This window comes from Vibrio sp. 1F169 (assembly GCF_041439605.1).
Lineage (GTDB): Bacteria > Pseudomonadota > Gammaproteobacteria > Enterobacterales > Vibrionaceae > Vibrio > Vibrio tasmaniensis_A.
This window is the reverse complement of sequence record NZ_JBGOOI010000001.1, coordinates 204,153-227,521: the sequence shown is the minus strand read 5'-3', so window position 1 is coordinate 227,521 and position 23,369 is coordinate 204,153. Positions and strand designations below refer to the sequence as shown.

27 protein-coding genes are annotated in these 23,369 nt (G+C 44.9%); 18 read left to right on the top strand and 9 right to left on the bottom strand.

All coding sequences use genetic code 11. The features are described from left to right. Positions 1-110 precede the first annotated feature (110 nt). Positions 111-743 carry a LysE family translocator gene (locus ACED53_RS01040; RefSeq protein WP_017100977.1) on the bottom strand — a complete coding sequence of 211 codons (633 nt, stop codon included), beginning with the start codon at positions 741-743 and terminating at the stop codon, positions 111-113. Between the two features lie 90 nt (positions 744-833). Here ACED53_RS01040 and ACED53_RS01035 point away from each other — a divergent pair, with 90 nt between their 5' ends. Beyond that, entirely contained in the window at positions 834-1,742 is a 909-nt protein-coding gene (locus tag ACED53_RS01035; RefSeq protein WP_017100978.1) for a LysR family transcriptional regulator, read from the top strand. A gap of 42 nt (positions 1,743-1,784) precedes the next feature. On the opposite strand, the gene ACED53_RS01030 is transcribed toward ACED53_RS01035, so the two are convergent. Beyond that, positions 1,785-2,123, bottom strand: a complete 339-nt coding sequence (locus ACED53_RS01030) for a hypothetical protein (protein ID WP_017100979.1) — start codon at positions 2,121-2,123, stop codon at positions 1,785-1,787. Positions 2,124-2,360: 237 nt separating this feature from the next. Here ACED53_RS01030 and ACED53_RS01025 point away from each other — a divergent pair, with 237 nt between their 5' ends. The 5 genes from ACED53_RS01025 to ACED53_RS01005 all read left to right on the top strand — a co-directional run bounded on the left by ACED53_RS01025 (position 2,361) and on the right by ACED53_RS01005 (position 6,188). Continuing rightward, positions 2,361-3,194 carry an AraC family transcriptional regulator gene (locus ACED53_RS01025; RefSeq protein WP_029225493.1) on the top strand — a complete coding sequence of 278 codons (834 nt, stop codon included), beginning with the start codon at positions 2,361-2,363 and terminating at the stop codon, positions 3,192-3,194. Positions 3,195-3,351: 157 nt separating this feature from the next. Beyond that, positions 3,352-4,080 (top strand): AzlC family ABC transporter permease, encoded by a 729-nt coding sequence (locus ACED53_RS01020; protein ID WP_029225494.1) that lies wholly within the window; start codon positions 3,352-3,354, stop codon positions 4,078-4,080. Positions 4,081-4,082: 2 nt separating this feature from the next. Beyond that, on the top strand, positions 4,083-4,412 hold the full coding sequence (locus ACED53_RS01015; protein ID WP_017087187.1) for an AzlD domain-containing protein: 330 nt from the start codon (positions 4,083-4,085) through the stop codon (positions 4,410-4,412). Positions 4,413-4,731: 319 nt separating this feature from the next. After that, on the top strand, positions 4,732-5,223 hold the full coding sequence (locus ACED53_RS01010) for a DUF2059 domain-containing protein (RefSeq protein WP_017087186.1): 492 nt from the start codon (positions 4,732-4,734) through the stop codon (positions 5,221-5,223). 191 nt (positions 5,224-5,414) lie between these two features. Further along, on the top strand, positions 5,415-6,188 hold the full coding sequence (locus tag ACED53_RS01005; protein WP_017100982.1) for a viroplasmin family protein: 774 nt from the start codon (positions 5,415-5,417) through the stop codon (positions 6,186-6,188). Between the two features lie 159 nt (positions 6,189-6,347). On the opposite strand, the gene ACED53_RS01000 is transcribed toward ACED53_RS01005, so the two are convergent. Next, positions 6,348-7,496: a glycosyltransferase family 4 protein gene (locus tag ACED53_RS01000; RefSeq protein WP_017100983.1), complete on the bottom strand. Its 1,149-nt coding sequence runs from the start codon at positions 7,494-7,496 to the stop codon at positions 6,348-6,350. Between the two features lie 293 nt (positions 7,497-7,789). Between ACED53_RS01000 and ACED53_RS00995 the strand changes: the two genes are divergently transcribed. From ACED53_RS00995 to ACED53_RS00970, 6 genes are all read left to right on the top strand, one after another. Continuing rightward, positions 7,790-8,716: a glycosyltransferase gene (locus tag ACED53_RS00995; RefSeq protein WP_017100984.1), complete on the top strand. Its 927-nt coding sequence runs from the start codon at positions 7,790-7,792 to the stop codon at positions 8,714-8,716. 16 nt (positions 8,717-8,732) lie between these two features. Beyond that, on the top strand, positions 8,733-10,166 hold the full coding sequence (locus tag ACED53_RS00990; RefSeq protein WP_102579819.1) for a lipopolysaccharide biosynthesis protein: 1,434 nt from the start codon (positions 8,733-8,735) through the stop codon (positions 10,164-10,166). Between the two features lie 116 nt (positions 10,167-10,282). Next, entirely contained in the window at positions 10,283-10,636 is a 354-nt protein-coding gene (locus tag ACED53_RS00985; protein ID WP_017100986.1) for a hypothetical protein, read from the top strand. A 98-nt stretch (positions 10,637-10,734) separates the two neighbouring features. Then, positions 10,735-11,349 carry a LysE family translocator gene (locus ACED53_RS00980; protein WP_017100987.1) on the top strand — a complete coding sequence of 205 codons (615 nt, stop codon included), beginning with the start codon at positions 10,735-10,737 and terminating at the stop codon, positions 11,347-11,349. 61 nt (positions 11,350-11,410) lie between these two features. Beyond that, positions 11,411-12,163 carry a phosphotransferase family protein gene (locus tag ACED53_RS00975; RefSeq protein WP_017100988.1) on the top strand — a complete coding sequence of 251 codons (753 nt, stop codon included), beginning with the start codon at positions 11,411-11,413 and terminating at the stop codon, positions 12,161-12,163. A 39-nt stretch (positions 12,164-12,202) separates the two neighbouring features. Continuing rightward, positions 12,203-12,637: an N-acetyltransferase gene (locus ACED53_RS00970; RefSeq protein WP_017100989.1), complete on the top strand. Its 435-nt coding sequence runs from the start codon at positions 12,203-12,205 to the stop codon at positions 12,635-12,637. Positions 12,638-12,679: 42 nt separating this feature from the next. On the opposite strand, the gene ACED53_RS00965 is transcribed toward ACED53_RS00970, so the two are convergent. The 4 genes from ACED53_RS00965 to ACED53_RS00950 all read right to left on the bottom strand — a co-directional run bounded on the left by ACED53_RS00965 (position 12,680) and on the right by ACED53_RS00950 (position 15,722). Further along, positions 12,680-13,147, bottom strand: a complete 468-nt coding sequence (locus ACED53_RS00965; protein WP_017100990.1) for a DUF3429 domain-containing protein — start codon at positions 13,145-13,147, stop codon at positions 12,680-12,682. Next, entirely contained in the window at positions 13,144-13,689 is a 546-nt protein-coding gene (locus ACED53_RS00960; protein WP_017100991.1) for a glutathione peroxidase, read from the bottom strand. The genes ACED53_RS00965 and ACED53_RS00960 overlap by 4 nt, the downstream gene beginning before the upstream one ends. A gap of 104 nt (positions 13,690-13,793) precedes the next feature. Further along, on the bottom strand, positions 13,794-15,113 hold the full coding sequence (locus tag ACED53_RS00955; RefSeq protein WP_017100992.1) for an AarF/ABC1/UbiB kinase family protein: 1,320 nt from the start codon (positions 15,111-15,113) through the stop codon (positions 13,794-13,796). A 222-nt stretch (positions 15,114-15,335) separates the two neighbouring features. Further along, positions 15,336-15,722: a thiol-disulfide oxidoreductase DCC family protein gene (locus tag ACED53_RS00950; RefSeq protein WP_017100993.1), complete on the bottom strand. Its 387-nt coding sequence runs from the start codon at positions 15,720-15,722 to the stop codon at positions 15,336-15,338. 162 nt (positions 15,723-15,884) lie between these two features. Between ACED53_RS00950 and ACED53_RS00945 the strand changes: the two genes are divergently transcribed. From ACED53_RS00945 to soxR, 4 genes are all read left to right on the top strand, one after another. After that, positions 15,885-16,442: a DUF1439 domain-containing protein gene (locus ACED53_RS00945; RefSeq protein WP_017078873.1), complete on the top strand. Its 558-nt coding sequence runs from the start codon at positions 15,885-15,887 to the stop codon at positions 16,440-16,442. A gap of 226 nt (positions 16,443-16,668) precedes the next feature. Next, positions 16,669-18,231: a glutamate synthase-related protein gene (locus ACED53_RS00940; RefSeq protein ID WP_017100994.1), complete on the top strand. Its 1,563-nt coding sequence runs from the start codon at positions 16,669-16,671 to the stop codon at positions 18,229-18,231. A 324-nt stretch (positions 18,232-18,555) separates the two neighbouring features. Continuing rightward, positions 18,556-19,077: an NADPH-dependent FMN reductase gene (locus ACED53_RS00935; protein WP_029225495.1), complete on the top strand. Its 522-nt coding sequence runs from the start codon at positions 18,556-18,558 to the stop codon at positions 19,075-19,077. 165 nt (positions 19,078-19,242) lie between these two features. Continuing rightward, positions 19,243-19,683, top strand: coding sequence for a redox-sensitive transcriptional activator SoxR (soxR, locus tag ACED53_RS00930; protein WP_017100996.1), 441 nt, complete (start codon positions 19,243-19,245; stop codon positions 19,681-19,683). A gap of 17 nt (positions 19,684-19,700) precedes the next feature. Here the strand turns inward: soxR and ACED53_RS00925 are convergent, their stop codons facing one another. Continuing rightward, a complete protein-coding gene (locus ACED53_RS00925) occupies positions 19,701-20,465 on the bottom strand; it encodes a carbohydrate deacetylase (RefSeq protein WP_017100997.1) in 765 nt (254 codons plus the stop codon). A 109-nt stretch (positions 20,466-20,574) separates the two neighbouring features. Then, positions 20,575-21,903 (bottom strand): 6-phospho-beta-glucosidase, encoded by a 1,329-nt coding sequence (locus ACED53_RS00920; protein ID WP_017100998.1) that lies wholly within the window; start codon positions 21,901-21,903, stop codon positions 20,575-20,577. Positions 21,904-22,007: 104 nt separating this feature from the next. Between ACED53_RS00920 and ACED53_RS00915 the strand changes: the two genes are divergently transcribed. After that, complete coding sequence (locus ACED53_RS00915; protein ID WP_017100999.1) at positions 22,008-22,892, top strand: LysR substrate-binding domain-containing protein; 885 nt, start codon at positions 22,008-22,010, stop codon at positions 22,890-22,892. Between the two features lie 76 nt (positions 22,893-22,968). Further along, positions 22,969-23,349 (top strand): VOC family protein, encoded by a 381-nt coding sequence (locus ACED53_RS00910; RefSeq protein WP_017101000.1) that lies wholly within the window; start codon positions 22,969-22,971, stop codon positions 23,347-23,349. Positions 23,350-23,369: the final 20 nt, after the last annotated feature.

The window sequence follows — 23,369 nt, the reverse complement described above, 5'->3', positions numbered from 1 at the left end:
ACCATATCACTTACTACCGTTTTTGTTTTGAGTTCCCGCTAATCCGCGATGAACCTATTTTTTCCCCTCGAATGAAACCCAATTTATTGTTTTTTCCTTTATTGGCTCGACTATAGGTTGGAGCTGTGACTTGTTACAGCGAGTGCAATGGCTGCAGTTAAAAGCGCTGAGCCGCCGATTTTATTCAGGTACGTTGGGCGATCTTGCATAAACCCAAGAAGCTTCTTGGCAGAGATGGCGTAAATCATCACCCACGTAAAATCCAACACTGCCATTGTGGGGCACATCACCAACATTTGTGATAACAGGGGCTTGGTTGGGTCTATGAACTGGGGGAAGAATGCAGTGAAAAAGACAATCGCTTTGGGGTTACCCGCTGCAACGAAGAAACCACTTAAATAGAGTCTGTGGCCTGAAATCGCGGTGGGTGAATTGGTGGTTATTTGTGCATCACACACAGGTTTATCAAACAACATCTTGATACCCATGTACAGCAATGTTGTGACCCCAAGCCACTTGATAACGGCGAACGCTAGTTCAGACGTTGACATTATGATGCCAAGTCCAACTGCAACAATGATCATCTGTATGAAGTTTGCTGAGATATCGCCTAGTGCCGTAAAAATAGCTTTATTAACGCCATATTTCATTGAATGAATGACGCCCAACAAAATGCTGGGACCTGGCGTCATGGTTAAGATAAGTGAAGCGAGGCAGAAGGTTAGCCATGTTTCTATAGTCATTTGTTTTCTCCGGGTGACTAGTATCTATTTTTCGGAAAAAGTAGTCTGCTAGCATAGAGATAGATATCAAAATAACCTGAGGTTATATAAATGGTTGAAGACTTGGAAAGCATCCCATCATTAGTTCCCAAATTACTTCTGCAGTTACTAGCGCTCGGAAGTATCACTGATGCCGCTCTGGTATTAGGAGTCAGCCAACCCGCTGCGAGCAAAGCTCTTCGACGTGCTGAAGATGTGTTAGGTTTCGCTTTAGTTCGAAGAGACAGTCGTCCCTTATTGTTAACAGAGGAAGGGAGGTTGATTGCTGAGTTCGCTAAACAGCAGAAATTGCAGGGAGAGGTGTTATTGAGACAGCTTCGACTTATTCAAAAAGATGGCGCTGGACAGGTGAAAGTGGCTTCTTTTGGCGCATCCGCTTCCACACATATTTTACCCAGCCTAATTCATGCGATCAGCCAACACTTACCTCAAGTTAAAATTGAAATAAGCGAGTTTACTGACGAAGGAGCATTATTAGCATTGCGAGAGGGGCGCGTAGATTTTGCAATCTCGGTTGATAAAGAGTATTTGGATCTAGATATCATCCCAGTTTTTACTGACCGTATGGTGGCTTTAGTTCATGAAGATGACCCTTTATCCCAGTTGTCAGTTTTGTCGGCTGTGGATATCGAAGATCGAGATTTTATACTGAGTAAAGGGGGCAGCGAGGCGCTCATTAGAGAATGGTTTAAGCTATCAAAATCTCGCCTTAAAGAAAAACACACCATTGTTCAATTGACCTCGATACTTGCTTTGATTAGAGCGGGCTTAGGTGTTTCTATTGTTGCAGAGCTTGCCGTTCCAGAATCTCATCCCAGCGTAAATGTTATTCCTCTTGCGCCCGAGTACCCTCGTAATATTTGTGTAGCGAAAAGAAGCGGTTGTTTTTCTTCGAACGCAGCCAGGTTAACTTGGGATTTTTTGAGTAAAAATAGGTCATTTAATTACCTAAGCAAGTGAGATCATTAAGTGCGAACAGACGTTTATCTATCATTGCCTCATTTAATTCGCAGGCAACACAACGGCAGACGCTTCTTCCTCCGAATCTTCTTTGTCTTCTACTTGGTCAGCAACCCAATCAATCGTCTTTGTTAGATAAAGCTTATTGGTTTCGGTATCACACCAATGTTTTGATAATCCTCTTCGATTAAACTCACTGCCAATTGCTGCGAGTGTCTGGTTGCTTGAGCGCCCGTAATACAAGGTGTCGCACAGTTGCAGGTTCGACATGGATTGAGGATACGAATTGACTGGCGAGGAGTTCATGCTCAGTGCTTTTGATTGGTTATGAGTGCACCCAGTTAGGCTCAGGAAAAAGAAAAGGATTAGCGTATTTTTCATGGTGTATCAGGTCTATTGCCGATGATTTGAAGAGAGTATTGCCATGATTGCCCCACCAATTTGTCAATTTCTCGCCAACTAGTTATAGACCAAGACTTTCCTTCCAGTTAGAAAGCGTTATTAAGCCAACGATAAAAACAGTATTAACAAACAAAAGCGCAATTTTGTACAAAAGCTGAAAGAGCCTATAGAGTAGACTGATAAGTCGCTCGATAATTAACAGGCTTGGGAATTGTTATGGAGAACAAGAAACGCTCTAAAGAAAAGGCCGAATATAAGATCACAGAAGAGCTCGGTGGCCTTGAAACCCTTAATGCTGAATACGAAAAGCAGAACTTCTCGCGCCACAGCCACGAGGGCTACACACTTGGTGTTATTGAGCAGGGCGCTCAGCGTTTCTATCGAACGGGCGGGCATCATATAGCACCACAAGATGCGATCATTCTGGTCAATGCCGACGAAGTTCATAGCGGTCACTCTGCCACTGAAGGTGGTTGGGCATATCGAGCCATGTATCCTCTCCCAGAGCAACTTGCCAAGATCACTCAGGATCTTAACCTACCGAACTACGGCGCGCCTTACTTCCCAAGAGCGGTTGTTGAAGACCCTGAACTCGCTAATCAATTGAGATTAGTCTTTAACACGATTGATGAATCTGACAATCGCTTGTTAAGAGAAACCTTGATGTACGGGATGTTGGTTAAACTGATTAGCCGACACGGAAAATCGCCGCTTAACCCTCAACTCGATGGGAAAACTCAACGCCAACTTGTCTTAGTGAAAGAGTTCTTAGATGACTTTCCACAAGCCGATGTGTCCCTAGAGGAGCTATCTAAGCTAGCGGCATTGAGCCCGTTTCACTTAGTGCGTTCTTTTCAGAAAGAATTTGGTCTTCCGCCGCATGCGTATCAAATCCAATCTCGGTTAAGGCTTTCGCGTAAGTTATTGAAACAAGGACATACCATTTCAGATACAGCGCAAGAGTGTGGTTTTCATGATCAAAGCCATTTTCATCGACACTTCAAAAAGGCCAATGGCTACACGCCGGGGCAATACATCAAAATGCTCTAAACTTGCATGGCTAAGGTATGGCCAACTTGTGTTAAGTACGGGCAAGTGCGGTTAAGTGTGGCAAACAGAGGGGCATGAAATCGAGCAAGTTTGTACAATCGAACCGACTCAACTCCTCTTACATTGAATAGCCAATGTGAAGAGAGAAAAGAACTATATGGATAGTGAAATAATGGATAGACGAACACAGTTATGGAAGGGCGTTTTAGCGGGAATGCCCTTGAGCATTGCGGTAATCCCTTGGGGAATTCTAGCGGGCTCATATGCGATAGATGCTGGATTGAGTCAGCTTCAAGCGCAAGCGATGTCGGCTATTCTATTTGCTGGCTCTGCACAACTTGTCGCTGCGGGTATGTTCAAAGCGGGTATTGGTTTAGGCACCATGTTGTTGACTACCTTATTCATCACGTCTAGACACTTTCTGTATAGCGTATCGATGCGTGACAAAATCAGCCATCTTCCTGCGCGTTGGCGCCTATTACTTGGATTTTGGCTCACCGATGAGCTGTTCGCGATTTGTAGTGGGCAGTCTCAGAAAGAATTTAATCGTTGGTACGCTGCGGGTGTAGGTGGTGGTTTTTACCTCGTTTGGAATATCGCGAGCTTCGTTGGCATTGTCGCGGGAAGCCAAATTCCTTCGCTTAATGAAATTGGGCTCGACTTCGCGGTCGCAGCAACCTTTATCGCTTTGGTGTTCCCATTAATCCGAACTCTACCCGTCGTAGTGTGTGTGGTGGTTTCATTGGTCACTTCGGTTGCCATGTCGGTTAACAATATTGAGGGCGAGCTAATGATTGCAGCGATTGCCGGTATGTTAGCGGGCTTTATCAGCGAATCGTTCCAAGAGCGAAACAACGGCAACAAGACAATTGTGGAGGGGAAATAGAGATGATTTGGTTAACGATATTCCTTATGACAGCGATTGTTTTTTTTAGTCGGTATCTGTTTCTAGAGCCAGCAATCCCGCTTCGATTAAATCAAACCACGCGTCGCCTGTTACGCTATTCAAGTCCCGCTGTGCTTACCGCAATTTGGGGGCCGATTGTATTTGCACCAGAGCAGACATTTTGGCCAAGCCTTGAAAACCCATACTTGATAGGTGCGCTGGTCACAGGTCTGTTGATTTGGAAAACAGGCAATGTGCTACTGACTATCGGCGTCAGCATGGCGGTGTTTTTGTTCTATAACCTCGTTGCGGTTGATTACCTTTTTCATTGATACGTAGCTCAATTGATACGTCGTGTCACGCCATTAGCTATCCTCGTTTCAAGTGCATGACTCATTACTTGAAACGAGTGCTTTTAGGCTCTAGTTCTCTTGTGGTTCTTTATTCAAAAGCGCTCTGTTCCTCTCTTCGCCTTCCTCATATCTGTCCAATACGTTCCTCACATTCAAATGCAATTGATTTTATATTATTTTGTACTGTTTAATTCGTTTTACTTATGGATAAAAAGTGAGTAAATTTGCAAATAATTCAATGTGTTGAGATGTATTGAAAGATATTTCAGCTGTTTTACAAAGCTAAAGGGACCTCAAAATGTATAGATTTTTCGCAATTTTATTTCTACTCGTACCGCTGCAATTATCAGCGGCACAAGATGATAGGCAAGCTCTGATAAAAGAGCTTCTTCAGATTATGGATGTCGATTCCACGTTGGACGCGGTATACGTTCAAATGGATAGCATGATGGCAAATATGTCTAAAGACCTAGGGGTTTCAGAGTCAGAACAAGCTATTTTTGATGATTACTATCAGGGCATGAACGACTTAATGAAAGAGGAGGTTAGCTGGCAAAAGCTAGAGCCAGGAATTGTAACGATTTACAGCAATCAATTCACTGAAGAAGAGCTCAGTGCAATGATCGATTTCTACAAAACAGAACATGGAAAAAGCATTCTGAAAAAAATGCCAACCGTGACAACAGAGTCAATGATCATGACTCAGTCGTTAATGCAACAAGTTCTCCCAAAAGTTAAAAAGTTAACGACCAAACTAAAACAAGACCTTGAAGCACATAGAGGTTCTTGATCAGAAGCCGTTGGTTTGTGATTAGAAATAACGCTCTATACTTGGTCGATAACGTAGATATTCTTGAAACACACGCTGCATTTCATGCAATGATTTATGTGTTTCAAGCGTAATCAGGCATAATTACTACCCCATAGCTGAATCATTTTAGGTGTGGGTATTGTGTATTTAGGTTTTGGTAAGGAGTTAGTTTGGCTAAGAAATATTATGTGGTTTGGAAAGGTCGCACACCGGGTATTTTTACCACTTGGAACGAGTGTAAAGCGCAAGTCGATGGCTTTGCTGGTGCGAGATATAAATCGTTTCCAACACTAGGCGAGGCTGAGTCTGCTTTCGGTGGTAAAACGTCGTCTGCGTCAGGTTCTACAGCGACAAAGCCAAGCTCTGCGGGTAAGGCGACGAAAGTGAAGGTGCCGCCTCTTTCGGAGCAGCAAATCACAGATATGCCTTTTGATATCAAGATCTTTACCGATGGTGCTTGTGAGCCAAATCCTGGTGAAGCGGGGACGGGTTTAGCGGTATACCAAAACAACCAATTAACAGAATTGTGGTATGGCTTGTATCAGCCTGTTGGTACCAACAATACCGCCGAGTTACATGGGCTTAAGCAAGCGTTTATTCTCGCGAAAGAGAAGTTAAACGCGGGTCTGTCTGTTGCGATTTATTGTGACTCTAAGTACTCAATTGATTGTATTACTAAGTGGGCAACGGGCTGGGAGAAAAAGGGCTGGACTAAGTCGGGCGGCGAGATCAAAAACCTCGATATTATTAAGCCTGCGTATGCTTTCTACCAAGAACTGGCTTCAAAAATCACCATCTACCATGTGAACGGACACGTTGGTATTGAAGGTAACGAATTGGCCGATAGAATGTCGATTGTGGCTATTTCATCGAAAGAGCAGGAGCTAGCTCAATATCGTGACATCGAAGATATTGAGTCTATTTTGGCACTTCGAGCCGGCTAGCTAGGCTTCTTAATGAAAAGCTAATCAAAGTTACTGAAAGCATAAGTTGCCATCATTAGGCTGTGCTAAGTTGAGCGTTACATTCCAAATTGATGTAGCGCTCTTTTGATCTTGTGGTGCTCAGTCGCTTTTGTGAGGCATAGCTGTCTGAGTTAATCCTTATTGAGCTGGGTTCTCTATCCAACGAGATAATTGCTGAGCTTGTTTGATCGAATTAAAACTGTCTTTCACTCTCTCACGTGCCTTTAACCCCATCGATGCTTTATCGTTACTGCTTAGCTGCGCGAAACGCTCAATCGCTTCTCTTAATTCCTCCACGTTCTTTTCGCTAACCACAAAACCTGTCTCTGGTGAGACGATCTCTTTGCATCCCATGATGTTGGTCGTAATGACGGGTGTGCCCACGGCCATCGCTTCTTTTAAAACCAGTGGCCCTGTATCCACACACCCAGTTTCGGAAAAACAGAAGGGCGCGATTAGGCTGTCATAGTTCGATAGTTTCTCTTTCACCCACTCGTGAGGTTTAGCGCCAAGAAAGGTCACGTTTCGAGTGAGCCCTTGCTCTTTGACCTGCAATTTTAATTGTTGCTCTAAATCGCCAGTACCGATGATATCGAGATGAATGTCGAGAGGTTCGGCAATCGGCGCTAATGCATCAATAAGATGGTGGATGCCTTTTTGCTCCACTAATCGGCCAAGAAAAACGAGACGAAGTTGCTTAGCTTCGGTTTTTGGGTGTAGTTGAAATTGTTTGGTATTTACCCCACAGTGCAGGAGTTTAATGTTTCCCTTAGCCATGGTGTTGAAATCCGTGAGCATGTCTTTGCACACTGCGACCACAAAATCACTCGACGAAATCTTCTGTTCAATATCATAAGCGAACTCGTAAACATCATGACCGTGAGCAACGAACGAGCAGGTGATATTCAGAAGCTTTGCCGCGACGATGGCGTGAGCTGTAGTGTGCTGACAGAAATGCGCATGAACGTGTTCGACGTCGTTCTCGGCGAGTTGCAGCGCCAGTTTGAATCCATAAGCGAACAGTGATTTTTTGGGCATACTGGTTTGCTTGGAAACAAAGGATACCGCCCGGAGAAAGCCAAACCAATTGATGCTGGCTATCTTACCCGCCCGAACATCCTTACCAATTTTTATGATGTCATAGTCAAATGACTTTTCACTCTCTTCTATCTCAAATGCCATCACGCAAACATCGTGTCCACAAGCTTTCACCGAGTCGACTTCTGTTTGGATGAAGGTCTCGCTGAGTACAGGATAAGTTGGTGCTATAAATGCTACTTTCTTCATTTTTTGCTCCTTTGACTGATGCTATTAAAGTCAAATAAGCAAAATACGAACCAAGATAAAATCGTAGCTTTGGAGGGCTTTCGATGGTTTTCCAAAGGTTATCCCCCCAGAAGTCGCTCATTTTCTCAAATTGATAATCAAATTGGAGTTTTGACGCTCATGTCTGATCACCCTGTTCGTCATTTTGAGAGTGTCTGCGTAGGCGACTGATCTAAAAGTGATTTCATAGCAATACACTCTCGGCATAGAACCTGCAACGTCAGCCATATAACGTATAATTCTGGGGCGTCATTATGGCTAAAGTAAGTGTTGTTATCCCGACCTACAACTGTTTGGATTACCTGCCGAAGGCAATTGGCAGCGTACTGAAGCAGACACATCAAGACGTGGAGTTGATCATTATTGACGACAACAGCAACGATGGAACGTCGACTTATCTCGCGTCAATCCATGATGAACGCATCATTAAATTATCCACTTTGGGTGTTGGCGCGCCTCAAGCGAGAAACCTAGGGATTGAAAAGGCGACCGGTGAATACATTGCTTTTTTAGACGCTGACGACTTTTGGTTTCCAGAAAAAATCGAACGACAACTCGAGTTCCATCAGCGCTACCCAGATCTTGCGATGAGCTTTACTAACTACGAGCACCTCACTGAAGACTACCAAGTGATAGTCGACTGTTTTAGTTACTGGTCGCAGTTTCAAGACCAAGACGAGTTGTTCATTAATATTGAGAGCCCGCTAGGGTTCATTATCGAAAATAACGTTATTGGTACCTCAACCGTCATGGTGAAAGCGGATGTGTTCTCTCAAACAGACAGTTTCAATGCTAACATTAAGTATGGGGAAGATTGGGAACTGTGGCTTCGAATGAGTGAAAGCCATCAGATCGGTGTGTTGAACTCCGTGCAGGTTGGTTACTTGATGAGAGCGAGTTCCGTTACCCAAACTGAAAGTCTTAAATTGAGAAATTTGCAGTCTATCGAAACCATTCTTCAACGTTACCAAGATGACAGTCTGAGATGGAACTTACGGACGTCCAGTTTCAAAATTGCAAAGGCAAGAATACTAGAAGGTTACGCCGACTATTACAGAGGCTTACAACAGAACCGACGGGCCATGTCTTATAGCATCCGCTCGTTAGCGTTGGCTCCTCAAAAAAGAGCCTTACGACATCTTCTTGGGGACTGTAAAAGTTTCCTAATGCCTGCATTGTAAGGAATAGGTGACTTCTATGGGTTCATTAAAACAGTCGGCCTATTACGCCATCGGCATCGTGATGATGAAAGGGATCTCGCTCGTGATGATCCCCTATATCACCCATAAGATGACGTTGGCTGAATACGGTTCTTTAGAAGCCATCGTCTTGTTGGCTGACATCGGGACGATCTTATTTAGCTTTGGGATTGTTGAGGCAATGTACCGGTATGTGGGCGTCGCTGAGGGTGAAGAAAAGAGAAAGCTTGTCTCGAACTGTTTCACGTTGAGTGTCTTGGTCTGTGTGCTAGGAGGGGCTTTAATTGCTCTTAGTATGCCGTTGTTACTGATTCTTCCCGTCGAGTTCCAACCTTATCAAATCCTACTTTTGCTAATACCGACCATGTTAGATGGTGCGATTTCTATCCCGTTAACATTGATGCGAATGAATGCGATGGCTAAGCGCTTTTGCATGCTCAATGCAATGAAGGCGAGTGTGCAAGCTGCTATGACGTTTGCATTGCTTGAAGCGGGTTATGGCATTGATGGTGTACTAATATCTGCCGCTGTTTCGAGTGTGTTATTGATGCTGTGTTTACTGCGTTATCAATGGCAGGAGATGGGCTCATTTGGCAGCCTCAAATACTCCGCTAAGATCCTAAAATTTGGATTGCCCACGTTAGTCGGTGGAGCTTCGATGTATATGATCACAGGGCTAGACCGCTGGGTGATGGCGAGCTTTGTAGGCGTTGAAGGACTGGCGATTTACGCGGTCAGTGGTAAGTTTGCGTTGCTGCTTGGCTTACTACTACAGCCTTATGCTTTGTGGTGGTTTCCAAATCGGGTGGCCATGCTGCAACAACCTGATGGTAAGAAAGAGTGTGCGGACAGAGCGCTAGTCGGCGTTAATCTGGCCATTGTGTTGGGTTGTTTGATGATCCTCACTGTACCCGGTTTTATTACTTTGATTTTGCCCAGCAGTTATCAATATGCGGGTACCATCGTCGTGGCACTCTTGGCCATCGGCGTGATTAAGAATGCAGGGGATTACCTTAACCTCGGTTGTTTTAGCGGTGACTCAAGTCAGTCGCAAATGTGGATACAGGGTGGTTGTGCGATCTTAGCAACCATTGGCTATCTTGTTGTGACACCGATTTATGGCGTGTGGGCCGTGGTGGTGGTGCTTTGTGGTACTTATGCCGTGAGGCTGTCACTGCTCTATATCGTGAGCCAAAAAATGGAATATTTACCTTATGATCACCGTAAATGGATGGCAGCGTTGAGTATCGCCATACTTGCGATTACCAGTGACAGGCTTCTTGGTTGGGTGTTGATTGATGTTCATGACTTTGTTTTAGGCAGTTTTGTGGCAATAGTGACGTTAGTCGTCTTTGTTCGATACTCTGTTATTCCTGTTCCGCAGGCGCTGCTCGATAAGTTTACGCTAGGTAAGCAGTCACATGTAAGTTGAACTCACTTCATCTAGAGTGCGGGGTATCCTGATAAGCGTTTAGAAATATATGAATTATTGATAATAAAACACTGTTCATAATTATTTTAATTAGATAGTATTTATAAATATAACGAATGCTAACGATGGAAAGATATATGAATAAGTGGATGCTGCTCCTTTCTCTGTTTTCAGCTGCCTCATACAGCGCCTCTAATTTTTCAAGCGAGGGTATGAGTGCTCCCGACTTCAATTCACCAGATTTCAAGCCGCCAGAAGTTTCTCAGCAGGAACAACACAATATCGTTTGTGAAAGTGTCGTTTGTAATTCAATCACGCGATCGCAGCCAGTTCCTGAATTGGGCGAGGTACCGGATAGAGAGCCGAATAAAACATTAGAAACGATAGCGAGTGCGATTTTCATCGCGGGCGAAATTGGTATTGCAGAGAATTTGATTGAACCAGACGAAGAGCATTATATTGTCGAGTAATGATTAATTAAAATGGCGGCATGTGAAGCGGTAAATACAGAGCTTTCTGCATTCGTTCATTGATTAAATATTTACGAAGTTTTTAACAAGGACGAAAAATGGAAATCTGGAAGTTAATGCTATTCATCCCCGCTTGTTTTGCGCTCAACATGACTCCGGGCCCAAACAATTTGTTATCAATGAACAACGCCCGTTGTTACGGATTTCAGGCCGCCTTTGTCGCCGGACTAGGAAGAACCCTCGCTTTTTCTGGCATGATTGCTTTGGCTGCATCTGGCTTAGCGGTTGTGCTTTACACCTCTGAAACGTTGTTTTTCCTTATCAAGCTATTTGGCGCGATGTACCTGTTATGGATCGCGTTCAACCTATGGCGCTCACAAGCTAGCCCGGTCGCGGATATCGAACGAAATAAGAATTGGTTTGGTCTGGTTAAACAAGAGTTCGCACTCGCGGCGGGCAATCCAAAAGCGATACTTATCTTCACGGCATTCCTTCCTCAATTCGTTGATGTCACCGCTAATGTAAACACGCAATTCTTCATCCTCGGAAGCACATTCTTAGTGTTAGAAATGCTCGCGATTTCTATCTATGCCGCCTTTGGCTTATATCTACGAAATTGGTTTTCAAAACCTCAAATGGCCAAGCGCTTCAATAAAGCATGTTCTGTGTTTCTTGCCTTATCTGGTGCGAATTTGTTAGTGAGCCGTCAGTAGGGTTCGTTCTGCTGTTTACACGGATAGAAGGAATGTGACGAGTAATCAAGACCTTTCACAAATGGGCGCTGCGCAGGTTTCATTAACTGAACGTAATGGCGCTCCTTGTATTCATAAACAAGGGGCTGGCGAGGTTGAAGTCGCTTTTTACCAACACGTAGCGCAGCATCTTGATGGAGTGAATACGCCTCAACTTCTTGCGGTCGATGGCTGTGAGCTTTATCTCGAATACATTCCTAATTCGGTTTGCCTTACCGAGCTACAAACAACAAGTGACGTATTTCAGCAGCTCGCGAGTATTCATCGTTCTCAATATCGACCAACATTTGAAGTTAAGCGCCATCAATGGAGTTTAGATGACACCACATCGGCTTTATCTTCCCTACAGTTGCCTCAAGTTACGCAAGACAGTCTTAAATATATTCAATCGCAGAGTGATGCTCTTTTTAATCATGACACGTTAATTTCGGGTGACTCCAATGAAGGAAATTGGGGAAGAAGAGATAACGGTCAGCTCGTGTTATTTGATTGGGAGAGGTTTGGCTTTGGTAGTCCCGCGATAGACTTGGCGCCACTCGTTTCTCAAATGGGTACTCTGAAAGATTATGAGCTGATTGTTGAACAGTATCTTTGCCATAACACCTTGATTCCGCGTGAAGAATTAATAAAGCAATTGATCATCGCTAAAAGCTGGATCGTAGTGGAAGTGACGAATATATTAGTCACGCGTAACAACCCACAAGCTTCCAAGTACATCAATTGGTTTAGAGAGCAATTGCCAACTTGGCTGGCTTCATTTGAAGGTCAGTTGTAGCCGAATCGCGGTTGTAGTTAATCTATTTAAGGTCGATGTATGAATATTGTCTGTGCGGAAAAACAAGAACTGGCTGATATCTACCAGCTTGAACATGCTTTGTTTGGCAATCACGCCTATCCGCTGTTTTTCTTTCGTCAGGCATTTGATTGCTGGGGGAAGGGCTTGTTGGTGGCGAAACAGGATTCGCAGGTTGCGGGCTATGCTTTGATGACACCAACCGACAAACAACAAGAGTATTGGGTTTTGTCACTGGCTGTTGATACTGCTTACCGAGGCATGGGGATTGGCCGTTCATTGATGCAGCAGGCCATAGAAACATTGCCACAAGATTCTAAGCTGTTGCTTACTGTTGATCCAAATAACAGCTCGGCTTGTGAGCTGTACTTGTCGATGGGTTTCTTGACCATCAAAGAAGAGAGTAATTATTTCGGAGACGATGAGCCTCGTTTGGTCATGCAGCTCATCGTCTAGTTCCCGTTTCATTGTGCCTATTTAGATGCAGGCATCACGCGCTTAGGTCAACATCACGATACCGTGCATCAACACCACGCTAGAGGTCAGTCGGGTTCGCATATCAAAATAGCCATCGGGGCCTTCACTTTGATTCTCTTCTCTCATGGACCTTTCCGCTCGCCAAACCGCAATGTAGCCTAAGATCAGAATCAGAGTGGTGAGGAACTCTTGCTGCTCACCGAGTAGCACCGCTAGCCACGCTGCCAACACAATAATATTGCTTAGAATCAGAGCCTTGTTGCTGGATTGGCTTTCGAAGTTCTCTATCCCATTACCCCACAAGATACCCGACAAAAAGCTCAAGATAACCACGCTGTAGGTGATGAAGAATGTTTCGCCGCTCAAGCTAAAGAATTGGCTGTCGGTGAGTGATAACAGTAGGCCGAACAAAAAGGGGATTAAACCCATATAACCCAGCTTGGCCATGGTGTCGCGTGTTTGAGTTGTCTCCAAGTAATCTGACCTCATAACTGCTGCTCAATAGCATTTTTGAGGGTACTACTGGTTGGCGATGTAGAACTCGGGAAGGTTGCTATCACTTTGCCTTCTTTGCTGACCAAGAACTTGTAGAAATTCCATTTCGGTTTGATACCAGCTTGTTGTTGGATTTCGGCAAAGACTGGATTTGCGTTTGGCCCAGAGAGTGAAGCGCGCGCCATCATCGGAAAGGTGACGCCATAATCTAGGTAGCAGATTTTAGCGGACTGCTCCTCGCTTCCTCTGTCTTGGCGAAAATCATTACTTGGGAAACCAACAACCGTGAATCCTTCGTCTTTATACGTTTGGTGAAGCTGCTCAAGTTGCTCGAACTGTGGGGTGAAACCGCACTGACTTGCCGTGTTCACGATCAATAAAGTTTTACCTTGAAACTCTTCACACAGCTCAATCTCTTCGTTTGAATTTAACAACCTTTGTTTACCGTTAAGTATCTCAGGGCAGCTAGCTGAAAAAGCGAATGAACTCGTTAGGCTCGCGATTAGGGCGGTGGAGCACAGCATCGAATGTTTCATAAGTCTGACTCATTTTAGTTGGCGTAACTGTTATTACTGTTCAACGACTTAAAATGATCACTTTAAAGACCAGAATTGCTTCAATATCAGCTATCAGTTAAGTATCAGCTGTCGCTTAGCAAATAGGGCGCCACCAAGCGCCTGATATTCACCTTGGCTCCAAGGCGAGATGCCAGCAGGTACATGCCTCCAATCTTTCGGTGGAGGAATAGAGCGTCTGCTGGTGGCGTGTGCCAATACTCTTGCTCCATGCTGAGTATGGTTCCTGCTTCACGAAGCCTTTGGGCCAAACCACTGGCTTTGAAGTCGTAACCTTCATCGACAAGCATGGGTTCACAGGCCATTTTCACTAAGTTGAGAATCGCTTGGCGTTGGTTTGGGAGGATTGTCTCGCTAAAAAATCCAATTTGCTCTAGGGCTTTGTTTAACCCCTGCTCATCATGAGTAACTACAGAAGTGAAAGCCATGCGATAACCATCACTGAAACGGTCGCTGTATTCACGGGTGGCTCCGAAATCCAATAAGCCAATCTGTCGTGTTTGTTCTACATACAAGTAATTGGCGAAGTTAGGATCGGTTTGCACCATCTTGAAGTCGAATAACTCTCTGAACAGAAGCTCAAGCAAGCTGTGCATCACAAAATCACGGGTGCTTTGATCGTAACCTTCTATTTGCTCTATCGAGACGCCTTCAATGAAGTCCATTGCGAGCACTGATTCTGAAGACATTTGAGGGTGAATTTTAGGTACAACGAAGTGAGAGTGTTCTTTTAATGCATTGTGATAACGAGTCGCATAGTCAGCCTCGCGAGCATAGTCGGCTTCATCATGTAGTTGTTTTTTTGCCTCTTCTAATAAGCCTTTGTAATCGACAGACTTGGGAATCAAACCAACGATGTTCAGCAATGTGCCTACGTTGTCTACATCACTGTCGATGCTTTTTCGAATGCCTGGGTATTGGACTTTTATGGCAAGTTTGTCTCCAGAGTTGCTATACGCTTGGTGAACCTGACCGATGGACGCACTGGCTATGGGCTTAAAGTTGAAGGAGATAAACTCCGCCTTCCAGTTCATTCCGAGTGAATTTTCTAACACTTGGCTGAGCTGTTTGGCTGGCAGTGGGTCAGCGTCTGAACGTAGGCGAGCAAGAATGTTGGCTAACTCGGGTTCAAGAATATCACCCGCATCCATTGACAGCATCTGCCCCAGTTTCATTGCTGCACCGCGCAGGTGTGCGAGTTGATCGGTTAGACGAGCAATGTTTTGTGGCGTTAGCAGTAAGTCTTTTGCTTTGGGCCTGTTGCCTTGTGCTATTTGCTTGGTGCCTTCCGTCAGCACATTACCCGCGACCCTTGTTGCCAGCGAGGCGAACTTACTGAATCTTGAAATACGATGGGTAGGTAGATTTCTTTCTTTTGCCGACATAAAGGTTCTCACTTAGTTATCAAGACTCACTACAAAGTTCTATAAATCATTACCCAACCGAATGTTTTGTTGTGGTAACGTTGCTCGCGAAACAGTAAACAGAATTTAAAGGAAAAAACATGAAGTTTATTTGGTTAAAAGTCGCGGTTACCGTTTTAGTTTTTGCTGCGCTGTTTGGTGTGGTGTATTACAAAGTCGCAAGTGGTATGTCTTAACCAAGTACTATTTTGTGCAGCTGTTACCATCGCAGCGTGACTTTCCAGTTAGCCAGAAAGAGACTTTGTATCGGTTCTTGGCAAACCGAAGATAACACCAGTCGGCCACTGGCTTGAATATCGCCCAACGTAAAGGGGCGTATAGCCAACCTTTTCCTACTAAGCGCCACGCTTGGTAGGTCACGTCTAAACCTAGCAGCAGTTTTCCATTCTCATCCAGTGCATGCAAAATAGTGTTGGCTGCGTCCGCATCAATCTGAGGGTAGTCTGAAAAATCTTCACTGTAGATATCGATGGTTTGAATCTTATTCTCGACATCATGCTTGGCAAGTGCCGCCATCTCCTTTGCGCACAATGGACATGTCCCATCGTAGAATATCGTTAATGAAGTCATTGCTTCCCTTACTATTTTTACCAATTCCCAACTATACGCAATCACCGATTAGGTGGATCATTTTACTCAGTTATCCGACACTGTAATAGTGACGACTATTTTACAGTACCATCTCGAGGTAAAATCCGTTCCATGCAATTACATATTAAGAGTCGATCCCCAATGACAACGAAATCAATGAGCCGTTTCATTCTAGCCTTCATAGCCCTAATGCTAAGTGGTTGTGTGAGCTACAGCGTTACTGAACAAGAAATGACGAACTACCTTCAAGATTCGGTGATGTTAGAGCAAGAAGTGGGTGTACAAAACGTTATGTATGCGCAAGTCGCTGTCGATGACTTAGCGGTGCAAATTGGCCGAGCTGATGCCGAACGCGTGTCTGTTCTGGCGAATACCAATGCACAAGTTCAGGTGTTTAACGTGCCGAATATGAGGTTGGATCTTGATATCGAGTTCAGTGCGATTCCTGAATATGACAAAGAAAGTGGCGAGATTTATTTGAAATCACTGCGTTTAGAGCGCTTTGAAGAAAAAGATAAACAGCTTTCGCCTGAGGTCGCCAAACTACTTAAGCCTGCCGTTTCTATGATTGGCTTTGCTTTGTCCCAGTCACCGGTTTACAAACTGGACAGCAACAAGGTTCAAGAGTCATTGATCAAGTCATCGGAACCTAATCTAGTGATTAAAGACAACAAGCTGGTCATCGAGTTATTCGATTAACCTTTCACGTTTAGCTTAGACTCAGATTTAAAACACAATGGCTGCCGATTTGGTGGCCATTTTTGTTTGTGTTGAATCAGCAAGATTTCTGTTTTTAGGCTGTCTATCCAGCTTGTTTTCTCTGGCTCATTTATTGAATTAGCCGCGTATCTCACCTTTACTTTACTCTTGTGAGCAAGTCATCGCTTCAGTCATCAAATCATAAGAAAGAAAAGGTGAGCGAACTATGAAGAATCCAGTAATAGCGGATAACAAACCCGTTAAGGTCGAGCTAACAGAAGGGGAGGAGTATTACTTCTGTACCTGTGGGAAATCGAAAAACCAACCGTTTTGTGATGGTTCTCATGCAGGAACGGGCTTCAAACCGAAGAGTTTCGTGGCCGAAGAAACCGGCGACGCTTACCTGTGCCGCTGTAAGTATTCGAACAATCTCCCTTTCTGTGATGGCACCCATAAACAGTTTACGGCTGAGCAAGTGGGCCAAGAAGGCCCCGATGTTCACATCCAAGCGGCAACACCCGATCTCTCACCTGCGGCTTCTGCAACCAAAGAAGAGCCCACGGTCGAATTCATTCATCAATTAGCACGAGATGGCTTATCCAAAGTGGGTCACCATGGGCCAATGACTTCAATGGGTGTTCCAAGATATCTATTACCTCACTGGGATGATATTCAAGTGATGGTTGCTCAAATGGCGACCAAACCTCTGTTGGAACATGTGCCAGTCGGTACTGAGCTTATTATTGGGCCAAAAGCGAAAAAGCCGCTTAAATTGAACATCTCTTTATTTGTGTCTGATATGAGTTTTGGTTCGTTATCTGAAGAAGCGAAAATTTCTTTAGCGACAGGCGCGGAGTTGGCGGGAACGGGGATCTGCTCGGGTGAGGGCGGCATGTTGCCCGAAGAGCAAGCGGCAAACTCACGTTACTTTTACGAACTAGCCAGCGCACAATTTGGTTACGATGAATCTAAGCTCAAAAATGTCCAAGCCTTCCATTTTAAAGGCGGGCAGGGTGCTAAAACCGGAACTGGCGGTCACCTACCGGGTGCGAAGAACATTGGTAAGATAGCTGAGGTGCGTGGCATTGAAGCAGGTACAGCCGCGATTTCTCCACCCACCTTTGTTGATCTAAAAACCGTCGAGGATTTCAAAAATTTTGCCGACCGAGTTCGAGAAGTGACGGGCGGGATCCCAATAGGCTTCAAGTTGAGTGCCAATCATATTGAAGAGGATATTCAGTTCGCACTTGATGCCAGTGCCGATTACATCATCTTGGATGGTCGAGGCGGTGGTACTGGGGCGGCGCCAGAAATGTTCCGTGACCATATTAGTGTGCCGACCATTCCAGCGCTTGCTCGTGCCAGAGCCTATCTAGATAAACAAGGCGTAAGTGACAGAGTCACCTTAATCATTACTGGTGGGCTTCGTGTTCCAATGGACTTTGTAAAAGCGATGGCGCTTGGTGCAGATGGTGTCGCTATCTCGAACAGTGCCATGCAGTCGATAGGGTGTGTTGCCGCCCGAATGTGTAACACCAATAATTGCCCGGCGGGCATCGCGACTCAAAAAGCCGATTTACGCCAACGCTTAAATGTCGAAAAGGCCTCGAACCAATTGAAGAACTTCTTCGAAGCCTCGACTGAATTGATGCAAGTGATGGCGAGAGCATGTGGTCACGACCATTTGAATCAGTTTAATCCTCACGATTTGGCAACATGGAATCGCGAAATGGCCGAGCTATCGGGTGTTGCCTATTCGGGTGTCAGTCCATTAAATCAATCTAAGTAAATAACACCTCAATAAAGCACACCCACTGCATTTTGGGTGTGCTTCTTTTTGTCTATGCAATACAAGTTCATGTTTTTTCTGAGGTAATTCACTGTTTTACCTTTATTTTTAAACTATTTCCTATTCTTTGAAAATATCGCTTTACCTCAAGTTAACTTGAGGTTTTATCATCATCCCCAATCTAAAACACAATCTATCACCTTGTCGCCTAGTGCAGGTTTTGATGTTATCAAACAGACGTTACGAATCTTCAGTTATGAACTTTGAGCTCCGTAATTGAAGTCATGAGTGCAAAAAGGTGAGAAAAATGAACAAGGATCAACAATGAAAGTATTAGCAATTGGCGCAACCAACAGTAAAGCATCGATTAACCAACAATTGGCAGCGTACACCGCAAGCTTAGCCGAGGGCGCGCAAGTAGAGGTGCTCGATCTTAATGATTTCGAGATGCCTATTTACAGTGAAGACAGAGAAAAAGAGTCTGGCGTTCATCAACACGCGCAGCGCTTTTTTAGCAAGATTGGCGAAGCTGATGCTGTGGTCATCTCTTTTGCAGAGTACAACGGCTCATACACCGCAGCCTTTAAGAATGTGTTTGATTGGACATCACGAATCGACATGAAAGTGTACCAAGGCAAACCTGTTGTTATGCTCTCTACATCACCAGGCCCAGGCGGCGCAAGCTCTGTGTTGTCGTCTGCGGTACATTCTGCACCTTACTTTGATGCTGATGTGAAGGGCTCGATGTCGGTGCCAAGTTTCTACGACAACTTTAATGTAGAAACGGGTGAGATCATCAACGCCGAAATCGCCGAGAGCCTGAAATCTATCATGAGTCAGATTTAGAGAGCGAGAACACGACAATAAAACAAAGCAGCCATTTGCGTGGTTTCTTTTCATTGCGCCCGTTGTCAAAGTTTAAGGACATTAACTGGTTAAGGTAACAATAGGTCGCTATTCTAAAGTTAAAGTAAGCTTTAAATATTTTATGATCTCAAGGATAGTGTAACAATGAGAAACATCGTATACCTCACCATAGGCCAGTTGGCAGAGCGCAGTGGCGTGGCTCCTTCGGCCTTACGCTTTTATGAAACCAAGGGGTTGATTGCTTCAATTCGTACTAACGGAAATCAGCGTCGATATCAGTCGGCGATGTTGAGACGAATTGCTTTGATACAAGTCGCGCAGTCGATAGGCTTCACGCTGGAAGAGATCACCGAAGAATTATCGACACTGCCGATGAACCATACCGCGACTAAGCGAGATTGGGAGCGCGTTGCTAAGAAGTGGCAGGGGCAACTCGACAGTAAAATGGCGCAGATTAAATCGCTACAAGAGAACTTAACCGGCTGTATCGGTTGCGGGTGTTTGAGTATGCAGAAGTGCCACTTGTTGAACCCTGAAGATATTCTGCATGACCAAGGGCAGGGCCCACAACGGATCGTTGAGTAGCCCTGACTTAAGGCTCCCTATCTGAGATCGTCGAATCCAATGCACTCAATCTGATGGTCAGCCAACCACTGTTTTAGCGCTGGGCTAGTGAGCAGTTGATGCTCTTCGACGCGTTTATCACTGTAGCTTGATAGGGACTTAAGCTGTTCACTTGCTACTGATGAAGGGTGGCACATTAACTCAAGCACACCGTCAGGCATCATAGTTTGGTAGCTCAGTAATAAATCTTGCAGGCCATTCAGTGATACGCCTTCGTCAAAGAAACGCATGTCGAAAGCATCTGGCGTTGGCACTCGCAGTGCATCTTGGCCACTTAAGATGTTATCGATTCGTCTAACTGGCAGACCAATGCGATTCACTTTGCGGGTAAACGCTGCTTTTAAAGATTTAAATACACCACCAAAGTGATGGCTGTCGATATGGTTAATCTTTAAACCGGCATCGAGGGCGGCTTGATATTGCGCGTTGAGTTCGAGCATCACCTCATCTTCATTCACATCTGATTTATCGAACAGAGTCACGTTGCTAAAGAAGTGGCCGTGTTCGTCGACTAAGCTTGGCACTAACTCTGGTGACGTCAGTGGTTTGCATGCGGTGACTGTAAAGTGCAAACCAACTTCAGGGACTAAACCTTGATGATAGAGCTCAATCGCGTTTTGTGTACCCGGTTGATTCATCATGATGGTGGTCGACTTAACCAAACCCGCCTTAAAGCAGTCGACGATGCCATGGTTCACGCTTTCAGTGAGGCCGAAATCATCGGCGTTGAGTATCAATTTCATCATGACCTCTTATTAAAAGATTTGGATTCAATATCTTGAATGAGCTCTGCTGTCACTGAGCTTATTAGCTGTTATCACCGAGCTTATTAGCTGCTAACAAAATGCCACATTAAGCGAGTCGATGAGCGAACGCAGGCATGAAGTCTAAGTTCTCGCGAATGGTTTCTTGTAAAGCCTCGTCGATGTGCGAACCACTATCGACGATAGGGTTTAAGATCAGGGCACGTTTTGCTGTTGCGATGTCACCCGTCATCGCCGCTTTAACGGTCAAGGTTTCAAACTCTTTCATCTGTTGAATTAAGCGCAGCGTGTCGCTATCAAAAGGTTCAACGTTCAGTGGTAGGATCGCACTGCTGGTGATTACCGAACTTACTTCTACAGCACAGTCATCGGGTAATCCTTGAATCGCACCATTGTTGCGAGTGTTGACGTGCATGATAGAACGTTTGTTATTGTGAATACTGCTCATCAGCTCACAGGCCGCTTCAGAGTAGTAAGCACCGCCTCGTTCTTCTAACAATTTAGGCTTGGTATCGAGCATGGGATCTTTGTAGATTTCTAACAACTGCTGTTCAACCTTGGCAACTAAATCTGCGCGATTGGTGCTGTTTTCAGACGCAGTAAACTCTTTGTCTAAGATGTCTCTGGATTGGTAGTAGTAACGTAGGTAAGCACAAGGAACGATGTTCAGAGAACGAATCAATTCAGAGTCCCACTCAAAAGGAGGGATGTTCTTTGGCATCATTTGATCGTTACCACCAAGGAGTTGTTCGATGAGTTCTCCCAACTTGTCTTCACCTTTATGAAGCACCTTACGAGCCCACACTAGGTGATTTAATCCGGCAATTTGCATCGTGATATCTTTACGTTCTGCGCCGAGCATTTTCGCCGCGCCTAGCTCCATGTTGACGGGAACGTTACATAGACCAACGGTTTTAATGGTTGAGTGCTTAATCAGTGCTTCCGTTACCATGCCTGATGGGTTGGTGAAGTTGAGTAACCACGCATTTGGACACCGTTCTTCCATCTCTTTCGCTATCTCGAGAGCAATCGGAATGGTTCGGCACGCATTAGAGAAGCCACCCAAGCCATTGGTCTCTTGTCCGATCATGCGATACTTCAGAGCAATCCTTTCGTCACGTAATCTTGCTTCCATTCTTCCGGCGCGAAATTGTGAGCAGACAAAATCTGCATCTTTCAGAGCTGATTTTCGATCTGTGGTGAGGTGAACATTAATCTCACAGCCTGCTTTGTTTATCATTCGCTTGGTGAGCGCCGCGATTATCTCTGCTTTTTCCATGCCTTGTTCGATATCGACTAACCACAGATCAGAGATAGGTAATTCGTGATGGCGCTTGAGCAGTCCTTCAACGAGCTCTGGGGTGTAACTTGAGCCGCCACCAATCACGGTTACTTTGAGTTTTTGATCCTGTTGCATGCTGTTCACCATTTAATATTGTAGATTACTTGGTTTAATTTATATGATGGTTACATATACCGACAAACCAGTTATGACGACTTATGAATTAGTGAGGTTAATGCATGGGGCTGTTCGAAAATCGCCAACAAACGCTGTCACTGCTGCACACCTTTAGTGTTGCGGCTAAACATTTAAGCTTTACGCTTGCCGCCGATGAGCTCTTCTTAACGCAGGGAGGGGTCAGCCATCGCATCAAAAAACTCGAACAACAATTGAAGTTCAACTTGTTTGTGCGCAAGACAAGAAAGCTCGAACTGACGCCAGAAGGTCAGCGCGTGTTATCCATGTTGAACGTCTCGTTTGAGTCTATCTTTTCCGAACTCATGGATATTCAAACGGGTGAGCTAAGTGGGGAGCTGTACATCGCGACATCGCCTTATTTTGCTTCATCATGGTTAATGCCGCGCTTGCCAGAATTCAGACGCTTGTATCCGAATCTAAGCATCAAACTGCAAACCAAACAGAGCCAGTCAGACTTCCAGTTTGAACCCTATGACGTGGCAATTTTCTATAGCGAAGGCCATTACCCAAACCATTACAGTGAGCGATTATTCAGTGGAGTAAGAACTCCTGTGTGTAGCCCTGAATACGCGAAACGCTTCGAACTAGACCAAGGCATTCAACACTTAGACGATGTTCGTTTCATTCACAGTGGCGATATTACTGCGTGGCAGCGTTGGTTGTATGAAGCTCAAAGTGATACCAACTGCGCGCTTCAGTGTGACTATTACAGCGATAACCGCTTGGCGATGGATGCGGCGATATTATCGATGGGGCTCGCATTAGGGCGGTTAGAGTTTATGACTCCGCAGATTGAACAAGGCTTGTTGGTCGCACCTCTTATGAGCGTTGAATCGGGCAAAGGGTATGATTTAGTGTGCCCGAAAGGCATGGAGCAGCGAACTAAGTTTCAGGTGTTTGCTCAATGGGTTAAGCAACAGTTGTGACCGAATAGCGTGCCTAGACAAACACGAATTATAGGTCTAGTTTAGGTGGTTCTTTCAATAAAAGAAGAGGTTAGTTATGTTCAGCCATGTTTTTCTCGGTACCGAAGATATTGAACGCGCGAAGGCTTTTTATGACCCAATCATGAAAGTGCTTGGTTATAGCGAAGGTTCTGTTGACCCTAAAGGGCGCTGTGTTTACGTTAGCCAAACGGGTGTGTTGGGCTTAACGAAGCCGATTGATGGTCAGCCTGCGACTCACGGCAACGGCATGACGGTGGGTTTTCTTGCGTCTTCTCCTGAAGTTGTAGATGACTGGCATCGAGTTGGCGTCGAAAATGGCGGTACCAGCATTGAAAACGGACCCGGAGCGAGAGGTTCTGACGATCGTCGCTTGTACATGGCTTATTTGCGAGATCCTGATGGAAACAAGATCTGTGCAACTCACTTTATGCCATAGTTTACGTTATGCCACAGTTC

Excerpts from the sequence above, each read along its gene's own strand:
- ACED53_RS00935 (WP_029225495.1), top strand. The coding sequence starts at position 18,556 with ATGAAAGTATTAGCAATTGGCGCAACCAACAGTAAAGCATCGATTAAC.
- ACED53_RS01035 (WP_017100978.1), top strand. The coding sequence starts at position 834 with ATGGTTGAAGACTTGGAAAGCATCCCATCATTAGTTCCCAAATTACTT.
- ACED53_RS00910 (WP_017101000.1), top strand. The coding sequence starts at position 22,969 with ATGTTCAGCCATGTTTTTCTCGGTACCGAAGATATTGAACGCGCGAAG.
- ACED53_RS00985 (WP_017100986.1), top strand. The coding sequence starts at position 10,283 with ATGCTAACGATGGAAAGATATATGAATAAGTGGATGCTGCTCCTTTCT.
- ACED53_RS00925 (WP_017100997.1), bottom strand. The coding sequence starts at position 20,465 with ATGAAATTGATACTCAACGCCGATGATTTCGGCCTCACTGAAAGCGTG.
- ACED53_RS01000 (WP_017100983.1), bottom strand. The coding sequence starts at position 7,496 with ATGAAGAAAGTAGCATTTATAGCACCAACTTATCCTGTACTCAGCGAG.
- ACED53_RS00960 (WP_017100991.1), bottom strand. The coding sequence starts at position 13,689 with ATGAAACATTCGATGCTGTGCTCCACCGCCCTAATCGCGAGCCTAACG.
- ACED53_RS00965 (WP_017100990.1), bottom strand. The coding sequence starts at position 13,147 with ATGAGGTCAGATTACTTGGAGACAACTCAAACACGCGACACCATGGCC.
- ACED53_RS01030 (WP_017100979.1), bottom strand. The coding sequence starts at position 2,123 with ATGAAAAATACGCTAATCCTTTTCTTTTTCCTGAGCCTAACTGGGTGC.
- ACED53_RS01040 (WP_017100977.1), bottom strand. The coding sequence starts at position 743 with ATGACTATAGAAACATGGCTAACCTTCTGCCTCGCTTCACTTATCTTA.
- ACED53_RS00980 (WP_017100987.1), top strand. The coding sequence starts at position 10,735 with ATGGAAATCTGGAAGTTAATGCTATTCATCCCCGCTTGTTTTGCGCTC.
- ACED53_RS00995 (WP_017100984.1), top strand. The coding sequence starts at position 7,790 with ATGGCTAAAGTAAGTGTTGTTATCCCGACCTACAACTGTTTGGATTAC.
- ACED53_RS01015 (WP_017087187.1), top strand. The coding sequence starts at position 4,083 with ATGATTTGGTTAACGATATTCCTTATGACAGCGATTGTTTTTTTTAGT.
- ACED53_RS01010 (WP_017087186.1), top strand. The coding sequence starts at position 4,732 with ATGTATAGATTTTTCGCAATTTTATTTCTACTCGTACCGCTGCAATTA.
- ACED53_RS00945 (WP_017078873.1), top strand. The coding sequence starts at position 15,885 with ATGACAACGAAATCAATGAGCCGTTTCATTCTAGCCTTCATAGCCCTA.
- ACED53_RS00955 (WP_017100992.1), bottom strand. The coding sequence starts at position 15,113 with ATGTCGGCAAAAGAAAGAAATCTACCTACCCATCGTATTTCAAGATTC.
- ACED53_RS01020 (WP_029225494.1), top strand. The coding sequence starts at position 3,352 with ATGGATAGTGAAATAATGGATAGACGAACACAGTTATGGAAGGGCGTT.
- ACED53_RS00920 (WP_017100998.1), bottom strand. The coding sequence starts at position 21,903 with ATGCAACAGGATCAAAAACTCAAAGTAACCGTGATTGGTGGCGGCTCA.
- ACED53_RS00990 (WP_102579819.1), top strand. The coding sequence starts at position 8,733 with ATGGGTTCATTAAAACAGTCGGCCTATTACGCCATCGGCATCGTGATG.
- ACED53_RS00950 (WP_017100993.1), bottom strand. The coding sequence starts at position 15,722 with ATGACTTCATTAACGATATTCTACGATGGGACATGTCCATTGTGCGCA.
- soxR (WP_017100996.1), top strand. The coding sequence starts at position 19,243 with ATGAGAAACATCGTATACCTCACCATAGGCCAGTTGGCAGAGCGCAGT.
- ACED53_RS01025 (WP_029225493.1), top strand. The coding sequence starts at position 2,361 with ATGGAGAACAAGAAACGCTCTAAAGAAAAGGCCGAATATAAGATCACA.
- ACED53_RS00975 (WP_017100988.1), top strand. The coding sequence starts at position 11,411 with ATGGGCGCTGCGCAGGTTTCATTAACTGAACGTAATGGCGCTCCTTGT.
- ACED53_RS00970 (WP_017100989.1), top strand. The coding sequence starts at position 12,203 with ATGAATATTGTCTGTGCGGAAAAACAAGAACTGGCTGATATCTACCAG.
- ACED53_RS00915 (WP_017100999.1), top strand. The coding sequence starts at position 22,008 with ATGGGGCTGTTCGAAAATCGCCAACAAACGCTGTCACTGCTGCACACC.
- ACED53_RS00940 (WP_017100994.1), top strand. The coding sequence starts at position 16,669 with ATGAAGAATCCAGTAATAGCGGATAACAAACCCGTTAAGGTCGAGCTA.